Genomic DNA, 11,171 nt, shown 5'->3' on the forward strand with positions numbered 1-11,171 from the left:
CCCCCGCCGACCTCCACCGCCGGGCCCACGCCCTCGCGGGCCGCGCGCTGGTCGTGGCCGCGTCGCGCGCGGACACGACCGCCGCCATCCTCGCCGCCGAGCGGATGGACGCCCACACCGCGGCTCTCGCCGCCACCGCCGGGCCCGCCCCCTCGGGGCAGCTGGTCGGCGCCCACTGACGGCCCCGGTCCGCGTGCCGCGAAGGCGCGCGGACCGGGTGCCACACCGGTCACCGCAGGGCCCGTGCCGGGCGCCGCCGCGGTGACCCCCGATCCCGGCCGTTGCGTACTGGGATGCCCCCTTCATCTGCCGTACACCCGGCACAGCCCGGAATGTGGGTTTCCGCGAGCACGCTGCGCGGGTGAGACGCATCGTGGGAATCGTTCTGGCGGTCCTGTTGACGGTCGGCGTGGCAGCCGCCGTCGCCGCGGGCCGAAACAACGGGGACAGCGGCACGGCGACGACGACCGTGCGAGGAGTGATCGGGTCGGAGAAGGCCGAGTTCTTCGCCGACCCCGACACCGTGAAGGCCCTCGCGGCCAAGGGATACACCGTCCGGGCCGAGACCTCCGGGTCCTGGGCCATGGACCGGCTCCCCCTCAAGGGGTACGACTTCGCCTTCCCCGGCTCCAAGGCCCCGGCCGATGAGCTGCTCCGCGGATCCGGGAACCGGGGCGGCCCGCTGCGGCCGTTCTACTCACCGCTCGTCGTCGTCGCCCACCGCAACGCGGCCGAGGTCCTCGCGGACAACGGCCTGGCACGGCTGCGGGCCGACGGCGGCTCGAAGTTCACCACACGGGGCACGCTGCTCATGAGCCCCTATCTGGCGGCGGCCGAGGACGACCGGACCTGGCAGCAGCTCAAGGGGGCTGACGGACATGCCGAGTTGAGCGGCACGGTGTTCATCACGAGCACCGACCCGGTGGCCTCCAACTCCGGCGCCCTCTACCTCGCCGCCGCCTCCTACGTCGCCGACGGCGGCCGGGTGGCGGCGGACGCCCGGGCCGTCGACCGCACGGCACCACTGATGCGCAAGCTCGTCCAGGTGCAGGGCGCCCAGCAGACCGGCAGCGACGCACCCTTCCGGGACTTCATCAGCGGGGTCGGCAACCCGCTCGCCCTGGTCTACGAGTCGCAAGTGGCCTCACTTCTGATGCACAGTCAGCCTCAGGAGGTCGGCGACCTCGTCGTCCTCTACCCGGACACCACGGTCTCCAGTGACCACACCCTCGTCCCGCTGACCGCCCAGGGGCGGGAGCTCGGCGAGCTGCTGGCCACCGACCCGGCACTGCGGAAGCTCGCGGTAAGGCACGGCTTCCGGCCTCAGGGCGCGGCGGCCGAGTTCATCGCCGCCACCGCGGACCACACCGCGTACATCGACCAGCGGCTGACCGGCGTACGACAGGCGCCCGTGCCCACCGCGGAGGTGCTGCGCCGGATGGCCCACCGGGCCCGCGGCCGATGAGCCGCCCGCCCGCACCTGGGCCCGCCCCCGTCAACCGATCCGGCCCCGCACCGGAACCCTCAGCCCAGGAGGCCCCTGCCATGCCCCAGGACGCCGGACCCCCGGACCCCCGACTGCCGTACGGTCCGCCGACCACCCCGCTCGTGCTCACCCCGCCCGAGCCCGTCGCCGCCGTCCGGCCCGAGCAGGCCGCCGGGCTCGTCCCGGTCGACGAGGCGGTGCGCGAGGAGATGGTCCGGCGGGCCGAGGAGTACGTGGGCTCCCTCACCGGACTGGACAGCCGGTCACCGGAGTTCACCGCCCGGGTGGGCGAGATCGCGGCGCTCGGGCAGGGCGACATCCGGGGCGCCGCCCAGCAGTCCAACCGGATGCTCGACCGCACCGTCCGTTCGCTCGCCTCCGGCGAGGGCGACGCCCCCGCCCGCGTCGGCGCCTCGCTGGTGGAGCTGCGCCGCACGGTGGAGGACCTCGATCCGCGCGACGCACCCGGGCGCGGGCCCCGCCGGCTGCTGTCCCGGCTGCCCGGCGGGAACCGGCTGCGCGACCACGTGGCGAAGTACGCCTCCGCCCGCGGGACCCTCGACCGGATCGTCGGCTCCCTCCGCAGCGGGCAGGACGAACTGCGGCGCGACAACGCCGCGTTGCACACCGAGCGCACCCGGCTCTGGGACACCATGGGCAAGCTCCAGGAGTACGCGGTCCTCACCGAGGCCCTGGACGGCGTCGTGGAACGGCGCGTCGCGGAGGCCGAGGCGGCGGGCGACCCGGTACGGGCCGACGCGTTGCGGGCCGACGTCCTCTTCCCCGTACGGCAGAAGCACCAGGACCTGCTGACCCAGATCGCGGTCTGCGCGCAGGGCTACCTGGCGATGGACGTCGTACGGCGCAACAACGACGAGCTGATCAAGGGCGTCGACCGGGCGGCCACCACGACCCTGTCCGCGCTGCGGATCGCCGTGATGCTCTCCTCCGCCCTGGAGAACCAGCGCCGGGTGACCGAGCAGGTGCGGGTGCTGCGCTCGACCACGGAGGAGCTGATCCGGGGCAACGCGGAGATGCTGGCCACGCAGAGCGGGGAGATCCAGCGCCTCGCGGCCGAGCCGGCGGTCGGCGTCGAGACGCTGCGTACGGCGTTCGGGCAGATCTACTCGACGCTGGACGCCATCGACACGTACAGGGCGCGGGCGACCGGGGCGATGGCCGCCACCGTGGAGGCGCTCACCTCCGAACTCCAGGAGGCGGGGGCACGGTTGGACCGCAGCCGGACCACGGACGCGACGCTGGAAGGGGGCCGCTCGTGAGGCGCCTCCCGAAGCGCGCCCCACGGCCCGGGCGGGCCCCGCGCTCCCTCGCCCCGCTGCTGGCCGCCCTCCTGCTCGTCCCGCTCGCCGCCTGCACGGACGGCGGAGCGGGGAGCGGCCGGGGCGCCGACGGTGACGGGCGGCCGGGTACCGGGGGAACGGGCCCGGCCGCGGGCACGATCCGGGTGCTGGCGTCCAGCGAACTCAGCGATATGAAGCCCCTGTTGGAAAAGGCCCGCAAGGCGACCGGGATCACCGTGCGGCCCACCTGGACCGGCACGCTGGAGGCGGTCGAGCGGCTGGCGTCCGGCTCGGCGGACAGGGACTTCGACGCGGTGTGGCTGTCGTCCAACGACTATCTGCGGCTGCGCCCGGAGGCCGCCCGGGCGGTCGCCTCCGAGACCCCGCTGATGACCTCCCCGGTGGCCCTCGGGGTGCGGCCCGCGGCGGTGCGACGGCTCGGCTGGGACCCGGAGCGGGTCAGCTGGGCGCAGGTCCACCGGGCGGCCGCCGCCGGGGACCTGACGTACGGGATGACCGACCCCAAGCGTTCCAACTCCGGTTTCTCCGCACTGATATCGGTGACGTCCGCGCTCTCCGGCGCACAGGCGGCGCTCACCGACGCCGATGTCCGGCGCGCGGGGCCGAAGCTGAAGGAGTTCTTCGCGGGGCAGCGCCTCACCTCCGGCTCCTCGGGGTGGCTGGCCTCCGCGTACGCCCGGCGCTCCACCGTGGACGCCCTGATCAACTACGAGTCGGTGCTGCTCTCGCTGAACCGGGACGGCGGCGCCGGGCTGACGGTGATCCGCCCCCGGGACGGCGTGGTGACCGCCGACTATCCGCTCAGCACGCTCAGCGGAGCCGCGCCCGCCGCGCGGGACGCCGTACGGACCCTGACCGAGCACCTCAGATCCACCCCCGTACAGCGGGAGATCACCGAGCGGACGCTGCGTCGCCCGGTCGTCGCCGCCGCCCGCCCCGCCGACCCGCTCTCGCACGAGCAGCGCCGCGAGCTGCCCTTCCCCGGTTCGCGGTCGGTCGCGGACGGGCTGCTGTCGGCGTACGAGCACCGGCTGCGGCGCCCCTCCCGGACCGTGTACGTCCTGGACACCTCCGGGTCGATGAAGGGCGAGCGGCTGGCCCGGCTCAAGTCCGCGCTGACCGGGCTGACCGGGGATTTCCGTCAGCGGGAGGAGGTCACGCTGCTACCGTTCGGCTCCACGGTCAAGCGGGTCCGCACGCACACCGTGGACCCGGCGGACCCGAAGGCGGGCCCGGCGGCGATCCGGGCGGACACCGCCGCGCTGACCGCCGAGGGGAACACGGCGATCTATTCGTCGCTGGCCGCCGCCTACGACCACCTGGGCCCGGACACCGAGTCCGCGTTCACCTCGATCGTGCTGATGACGGACGGCGAGAACACGGCGGGCCGGTCGGCGGCCGACTTCACCGCGTTCTACCGGGCCCTGCCCGAGGCCCGGCAGGCCAGCCCCGTCTTCCCGGTGGTGTTCGGCGACTCCGACCGCTCCGAGCTGGACGCGATCGCCGCACTGACCGGCGGGCGGCTGTTCGACGGGACGAAGGAACGCGGTCCGGGGTCTCTGGAAGCGGCGTTCGAGGAGATCCGTGGCTACCAGTAGGACGACGGCGGCGGGCCGGGCCCTCGCCTATCTGGAATCGGCCCGGAACCTCACCGGCAGCGCCGCCGCCCTCGTCGGGCTGGCCCTCACCTTCACCGGGGTCGCGGGCCCCTACTGGCCGGTCGTGGTCGGCGGGCTGTACGGGGCGGGCGCGCTGCTCGCCCCGCCGTCCCGGCCGCCCGCCCCGGAGTTCGAGGAGCCGTCGTCCCGGCTGGACGAGCTGCGGGCCGACCTCGCGACCCTGCGGGCCTATCTGGACCGGGTGGACCTGCCGCCCGTCGCACGGGACCGGCTCACCGGGCTGACCGGTCTGCTGGACGGGCTGCTGGCCCCCGGCTGGGTCTCCGACGCGCTGGCGGAGGACCCGGAGGGCGTGCACGTACTGGCGCGGGCGGTGCGCCGGGACGTACCGGAGTCGGTGGACGCGTTCGTACGGACCCGGTGGTGGACGCGGCTCACGCCGGGCGCGCGGGCTCCCGAGGAGGAGCTGGAGCGGCAGGTGGCTCTGCTGCACGCGGAGGCGCAGGCGCTGGTGGACGGGCTGCGTGAGACGGAGGAGCTGCGCCAGCGGTCGCACACGAAGTATCTGGAGGACCGGGGCGGGGGCGTTCCGCCGGTCGGGCGGCCCCCGGAACCGTGAGGGGGTTCCGGGGGCCGGGAGGGTGTCCTCGGTCGGGGACAACGCCTCCGGGGGGCTGTCGGCGACGACAGGCCCCGATACCGCGGCGGGCCGAGTCGGCCCCACAGGTCAGGGCGGATGTCCGATGGACCCGGCCGCGGGGTTCTGAAGGAGTACCGGGATCAGCCCAGGCGCTCGACGAGCGCGTGGTACTCGTCCCACAGCTCCTTGGGCGTGTGGTCGCCGAAGGTGTTGAGGTGCTCGGGGACCAGGGCGGCCTCCTCGCGCCAGACCTTCTTGTCGACCGTGAGCAGGAAGTCGAGGTCTGCCTCGGAGAGGTCCAGGCCCTCGGTGTCCAGCGCGCCCTTGGCGGGCAGGATGCCGATCGGGGTCTCGACACCCTCGGCCTTGCCGTCCAGGCGCTGCACGATCCACTTGAGCACGCGGCTGTTCTCGCCGAAGCCGGGCCAGACGAACTTGCCCGCCTCGTTCTTGCGGAACCAGTTCACGTAGTAGATCTTCGGCAGCTTCGACTGGTCCGGCTTGTCGGCGCCGACCTTCACCCAGTGGTTCATGTAGTCGCCCATGTTGTAGCCGCAGAACGGCAGCATGGCGAACGGGTCGCGGCGCAGCTCGCCGACCTTGCCCTCGGCGGCGGCGGTCTTCTCGGAGGCGACGTTGGCGCCGAGGAAGACGCCGTGCTGCCAGTCGAAGGACTCGGTGACCAGCGGTACGGCGGAGGCCCGGCGGCCGCCGAAGAGGATCGCGGAGATCGGCACGCCCTTGGGGTCCTCCCACTCGGGCGCGATGATCGGGCACTGTCCGGCGGGGACGGTGAAGCGGGCGTTGGGGTGGGCGGCGGGCGTGCCGGACTGGGGGGTCCAGTCGTTGCCCTTCCAGTCCGTGAGGTGCGCGGGCGCCTCCTCGGTCATGCCCTCCCACCACACGTCGCCGTCGTCGGTGAGCGCGACGTTGGTGAAGACGGAGTTGCCCCACATGGTCTTCATGGCGTTGGCGTTGGTGTGCTCGCCGGTACCGGGCGCGACGCCGAAGAAGCCTGCCTCGGGGTTGATCGCGTAGAGGCGGCCGTCCTCGCCGAACCGCATCCAGGCGATGTCGTCGCCGATGGTCTCCACGGTCCAGCCGGGGATGGTCGGCTCCAGCATGGCGAGGTTGGTCTTGCCGCAGGCGGACGGGAAGGCGGCCGCGATGTACTTGGGGGCCTCGGCCTCACCGCTCGGCGGCGTGAGCTTCAGGATGAGCATGTGCTCGGCGAGCCAGCCCTCGTCGCGGGCCATGACGGACGCGATGCGCAGCGCGTAGCACTTCTTGCCGAGCAGGGCGTTGCCGCCGTAGCCGGAGCCGTACGACCAGATCTCGCGGTCCTCGGGGAAGTGCGAGATGTACTTGGTCGAGTTGCAGGGCCAGGGGACGTCCTCCTCGCCCACGGCCAGGGGGGCGCCGAGCGTGTGGACGGCCTTGACGAAGAAGCCGTCGGTGCCGAGCTCGTCCAGGACGGCCTGGCCCATGCGGGTCATGGTGCGCATGGAGACGGCGACGTACGCGGAGTCGGTGATCTCGACGCCGATCGCGGAGAGCGGCGAGCCGACGGGCCCCATGCAGAAGGGCACGACGTACATGGTGCGCCCGCGCATGGACCCGCGGAAGACACCGTCCCGGCCGGTGAAGATCTCCCGCATCTCGGCGGGGTCCTTCCAGTGGTTGGTCGGCCCCGCGTCCTTCTCCTCCTTGGAGCAGATGAACGTACGGTCCTCGACGCGGGCGACGTCGGTGGGGTCGGAGGCGGCGTAGTACGAGTTCGGCCGCTTGGCCTCGTCCAGCTTGGTGAACGTGCCCTTGGCGACGAGCTCCCCGCACAGGCGCTCGTACTCGGCCTCGGAGCCGTCGCACCAGACCACCCGGTCCGGCTGGGTGATGGCTGCGATCTCGTCGACCCAGGAGACCAGCTCCTGGTGGTGGGTGGGGACAGTGAGGGGAGCCGCGATGTCGCGCGCCACGATCGCTCCTAGATGAGGGTGTCAGTTGGGTTGAGGCCCCGTGGGGGCTGCGACCCGGATGCTTCGTACCCTTCGAATTCCCCTGGCGCTCATCCGGTGCCGACTGCACTCATTTGATCATCCGACCGTTCCGCCCATATGTCCAGGGGGCCTCACACGTGAGCATCACCACTCACCAGATCCCCATATCCGTTACCTACGGTTGCGTAGGTAGCATGCCGACATGACTGACGCCGCCGCTAGCGCCGCGACCCCGGGCCCCGCCGCACTCGACCCCGCCGCCGCCCCCGTCAAGCCAAGAATGCGCGGCTGGCTGCACGCGGGAATGTTCCCCGCGGTGCTGATCTCCGGAATCACCCTGATCGCCCTGACCGACAGCACGACGGGCCGGATCGCCTGCACGGTCTACGTCCTCAGCGCCTGTCTGCTGTTCGGGGTCAGCGCGGTCTACCACCGCGGCACCTGGGGACCGCGCGGCGAGGCGGTGCTGCGCCGTCTGGACCACGCGAACATCTTCCTGATCATCGCGGGCACCTACACCCCGCTGACCCTGCTCCTGCTCCCCGGGTCGACCGCCCGGCCCCTGCTGTGGGCGGTCTGGGTGGCCGCGGCGGCGGGCATCGCCTTCCGGGTCCTCTGGGTCGGCGCGCCGCGCTGGCTCTACACCCCGTGCTACATCGCGATGGGCTGGGCGGCGGTCTTCTTCCTGCCCGACTTCATGCGGACGGGCGGCATCGCGGTGCTGGTCCTCGTCATCGTCGGCGGGCTGCTCTACAGCGCGGGCGGCGTGATCTACGGGATCAAGAAGCCGAACCCGTCGCCGCGCTGGTTCGGCTTCCACGAGGTGTTCCACTCGCTGACGCTGGCGGCGTTCGTCACGCACTACGTGGGCATCTCGCTGGTGGCGTACCAGCACGGATAGGCACGGCGACTACGGGTGAGGGGCCGGTCGCACGGACCGGCCCCTCACCGCTGTCCGCGGGCGGCCCTCACCCGCCCAGCTTCGCCGCCAGCTCCCCCGCGTCCGTCGTCGGCGCGTCGCAGACGAAGTGCCGGCAGACGTACGCGGCCGGCTTCCCGTCCACCAGCGGCCGGTCCACGAGCAGGGGGAACTCGGCCCCCGCTCCCGGCCCCTCCCCCGCCGCCACGACCGCACCCGGGGCCCGGCCCAGCAGCGCCGTACGGTGCAGCTCACCGCCGACCGGCCCGGCGACGGCCACCTCGCGGGGCCCGTCGAGCAGCGCTTCGGCGACCGCGAGGCCCCAGCCGATGAAGCGGGGCGCACGCGGGCCGAGCGCCTTCACCACCCCGAGCGCGCCCTCGGCGGCGGTGCGGTGGGCATCGGACCCGGTGTACGCGGCGTAGCCGAGGAGCGCCCCCGCTGCCGCCGTCCACCCGGCCGGGGTGGCACTGTCGGTGGGGTCCTGGGGCCGGCGGATGAGCCGCTCGGCATCGTGGGCGGTGTCGTAGAGCTGCCCGCCCTCGCCGGTGAACTGCTCCAGCACGATGTCCAGCAGGAACCCGGCGAACTCCAGCCAGACGCCCTCGCCCGTCACCGCCGCCAGCGCGAGGAAGCCCTCGGCCACATCGCCGTAGTCCTCCAGCACCCCGGCATTGTCGCCCGCGCGCCCGTCCTTGGAGGTACGCGTCAGCCGGGCCACCTCGCCGAGGTGGACCCGGACCAGCAGATCGGCGGCCTCGGTGGCCCGCTCGACGAGGTCGGGCCGGTCGAAGTACGCCCCGGTCTCGGCGAGCGCGGCGATGGCGAGCCCGTTCCAGGCGGCGACCACCTTGTCGTCCCGCCCCGGGCGCGGGCGCTGCTCACGGGCGGCCAGCAGCCGGGCCCGTACGTCCGCGACCCGAACGGCGTCCACGGGCCCCGAGTCCTCCGGCAGCCGCAGAACGGAGGCCCCCTCCTCGAAGGTCCCCTTCTCCGTCACCCCGAAGCAGGCGGCGGCGAAGGCGGCGTCCTCCTCGCCGAGCACCTCGCGCAACTGGTCCGGCGTCCACACGTAGAACGCGCCCTCGACGTGCTTGCCGTCCGCGTCCTCGCTGTCGGCGTCGAGCGCGGAGGCGAAGCCCCCTTCGGCCGTCCGCAGCTCCCGCACCATGAAGTCGGCGGTCTCCAGGGCGATCCGCCGGGCCTCGTCCGACCCGGTGGTGCGCCAGAGATGGGCGTACACGCGGCAGAGCAGCGCGTTGTCGTACAGCATCTTCTCGAAGTGCGGAACGACCCACTCCCGGTCCACGGAGTACCGTGCGAAGCCCCCGCCGAGCTGGTCGTAGATGCCGCCCCGGGCCATCGCCGAGCAGGTGTCGGCGGCCATCTGGAGGGCCCCCTCGGCCCCGGTACGGGCGTAGTGCCGCAGCAGGAACTCGACGGCCATGGACGGCGGGAACTTGGGCGCACCCCCGAACCCGCCGTGCTGCTCGTCGTACTCCCGGGTCAGCCCGAGCAACGCCTGCGCGGTCTCCTGCTCCCCGGGCACCCCGTCCCCGCCGTGCACCAGCGACCGCCCCGCCAGATCGGCGACGATCCGCCCGGCGACCTCGGCAACCTCCTCGCGCCGGTCGCTCCACGCGGCCACCACGCCTTCGAGAACCTGCTGGAAGGAGGGCGACCCGTGCCGGGGCTCGGGCGGGAAGTAGGTCCCGAAGTAGAAGGGTTCGGCGTCGGGCGTGAGGAAAACGGTCATCGGCCACCCACCGTGCCCGGTGGCCGCCTGAACGGCTTCCATGTAGACGGCGTCGACGTCGGGGCGCTCCTCGCGGTCGACCTTGACCGGGACGAAGTGCGTGTTGAGGTAGGCGGCCACGGTGTCGTCCTCGAACGACTCGTGGGCCATGACGTGGCACCAGTGGCACGCAGAGTAACCGACCGACAACAGTACGGGTACATCACGCCGTCGCGCTTCCTCGAATGCCTCCGACGTCCAGGGCCACCAGTCGACGGGGTTGTCGGCATGCTGAAGCAGATAAGGCGAGGTCACACCAGCCAACCGGTTCATGCGACCCAGCCTCTCACGCCGACACGGTCCTGCCGGTTCGGCCCGCAAGCCCCCGCCCCACTTGGCCGATTTACACTCATGCGCCCTCACGTGGTGAATGCGGATCGCCCCTTTTGCACCCAAGCCGCCCTGCGGACGCTGGAGGTTCTGCCCCGGCCCAGAGCCGGTGCCCGACTGGAAGCGGGCAGTACGCTGAGTCGAGCAGCACCGCATCCTCGAAGGAGGTACTTCATGACCGCCGAGATGGTGGCGCCCGCGTGGATGCACACGCAGATCAGCGCGGAACAGTACGACTCCTGGTCCGAGGAGCAGTGCGCCGGTATCGAGATCGTGGACGGGATGGTCGTCGTGAGCCCGAGCGCCTCCAAGCGGCACAACCGGCTGGCTCGGCTCCTGGCCAATGCCCTGGACGCCGCCGCAGGCCCGGGCTGGAACGCCGACACGGACTTCGACGTCCGCTTGCAGGACGTTCCGCTCACCAACCGCCGCCCTGACGTCACCGTGTACCGGGCGGAGACCATCGACCTCACGCCCACCCGCCCCGAACACGTACTCCTGGTCGTCGAAGTCGTGTCGCCCGGTTCGGAGACCACCGACCGGATCGTAAAGGTGGACCAGTACGCCAAAGCCGGCATCCCCTTCTACTGGCGCATCGAGCAGTCCGCCACCGGCGTTCCGATCGTCTACACCTACGTCCTCGACCCAGCCAACAGGGCCTACCGGGACGGCGAGGTGTTCACCGGCACCGTGAAGGCCACCGCGCCATTCCCTGTCACGGTCGACCTCGGGGCCCTGTGAGCAACGAGGAATCGCCCGCGCCCTAAGAGAGCATCTCATTTGGGTGACTCGGTAGTCTGTAAGTCATGGTGGGGATCGTTGAGCGGCTGGTGCCGGACGAGTTGTGGGAGTTTTTCCAGCGGGTGGTGCCGGAGGCGCCGTCGCGGCCTCAGGGCGGTGGTCGGCGTCGACACGGTGACCGGGAGGTGCTGGCCGCGATCGTGTTCGTGGCTACGTCGGGTTGCACCTGGCAGCAGTTGCCTTCGGCGTCGTTCGGCCCGTCCGGAGCGACTGCACACCGGCGGTTCTCGGAGTGGTCGAAGGCCAGAGTGTGGGCCAAGCT

The 11,171-nt window shown here is 72.4% G+C and carries 9 protein-coding genes; 7 read left to right on the forward strand and 2 right to left on the reverse strand.

Annotated features, from left to right (window positions below; genetic code table 11):
• The first annotated feature begins 334 nt into the window (after window positions 1-334).
• The 4 genes from CIB93_RS35855 (at window position 335) to CIB93_RS35870 (ending at window position 5,046) form a co-directional block, all read left to right on the forward strand.
• Window positions 335-1,465 carry a hypothetical protein gene (locus CIB93_RS35855; RefSeq protein ID WP_179500364.1) on the forward strand — a complete coding sequence of 377 codons (1,131 nt, stop codon included), beginning with the start codon at window positions 335-337 and terminating at the stop codon, window positions 1,463-1,465.
• A gap of 80 nt (window positions 1,466-1,545) precedes the next feature.
• A complete protein-coding gene (locus tag CIB93_RS35860) occupies window positions 1,546-2,766 on the forward strand; it encodes a toxic anion resistance protein (protein WP_096632973.1) in 1,221 nt (406 codons plus the stop codon).
• The gene (locus CIB93_RS35865; RefSeq protein ID WP_096632974.1) at window positions 2,763-4,406 is read left to right on the forward strand and encodes a substrate-binding and VWA domain-containing protein; all 1,644 of its coding nucleotides are present in this window, start codon (window positions 2,763-2,765) and stop codon (window positions 4,404-4,406) included. The genes CIB93_RS35860 and CIB93_RS35865 overlap by 4 nt, the downstream gene beginning before the upstream one ends.
• On the forward strand, window positions 4,393-5,046 hold the full coding sequence (locus tag CIB93_RS35870; RefSeq protein WP_096632975.1) for a hypothetical protein: 654 nt from the start codon (window positions 4,393-4,395) through the stop codon (window positions 5,044-5,046). The genes CIB93_RS35865 and CIB93_RS35870 overlap by 14 nt, the downstream gene beginning before the upstream one ends.
• A 161-nt stretch (window positions 5,047-5,207) precedes the next feature.
• Here CIB93_RS35870 and CIB93_RS35875 read toward each other — a convergent pair whose 3' ends face one another.
• Window positions 5,208-7,043: a phosphoenolpyruvate carboxykinase (GTP) gene (locus CIB93_RS35875; protein WP_096632976.1), complete on the reverse strand. Its 1,836-nt coding sequence runs from the start codon at window positions 7,041-7,043 to the stop codon at window positions 5,208-5,210.
• A gap of 223 nt (window positions 7,044-7,266) precedes the next feature.
• On the opposite strand from CIB93_RS35875, the gene CIB93_RS35880 reads away from it, so the two are divergent.
• The gene (locus CIB93_RS35880; RefSeq protein WP_096632977.1) at window positions 7,267-7,965 is read left to right on the forward strand and encodes a hemolysin III family protein; all 699 of its coding nucleotides are present in this window, start codon (window positions 7,267-7,269) and stop codon (window positions 7,963-7,965) included.
• Window positions 7,966-8,032: 67 nt separating this feature from the next.
• Here CIB93_RS35880 and CIB93_RS35885 read toward each other — a convergent pair whose 3' ends face one another.
• Window positions 8,033-10,051 (reverse strand): thioredoxin domain-containing protein, encoded by a 2,019-nt coding sequence (locus tag CIB93_RS35885; protein ID WP_096632978.1) that lies wholly within the window; start codon window positions 10,049-10,051, stop codon window positions 8,033-8,035.
• Between the two features lie 231 nt (window positions 10,052-10,282).
• Between CIB93_RS35885 and CIB93_RS35890 the strand changes: the two genes are divergently transcribed.
• Both CIB93_RS35890 and CIB93_RS35895 read left to right on the forward strand, forming a co-directional pair.
• Window positions 10,283-10,849: a Uma2 family endonuclease gene (locus tag CIB93_RS35890; protein WP_096632979.1), complete on the forward strand. Its 567-nt coding sequence runs from the start codon at window positions 10,283-10,285 to the stop codon at window positions 10,847-10,849.
• A 65-nt stretch (window positions 10,850-10,914) separates the two neighbouring features.
• A partial coding sequence (locus CIB93_RS35895) for a transposase (protein ID WP_218839821.1) occupies window positions 10,915-11,171 on the forward strand: 257 nt, incomplete at its 3' end.

The sequence above is a fragment of the Streptomyces sp. WZ.A104 genome, from assembly GCF_002382885.1.
Taxonomy (GTDB): domain Bacteria; phylum Actinomycetota; class Actinomycetes; order Streptomycetales; family Streptomycetaceae; genus Streptomyces.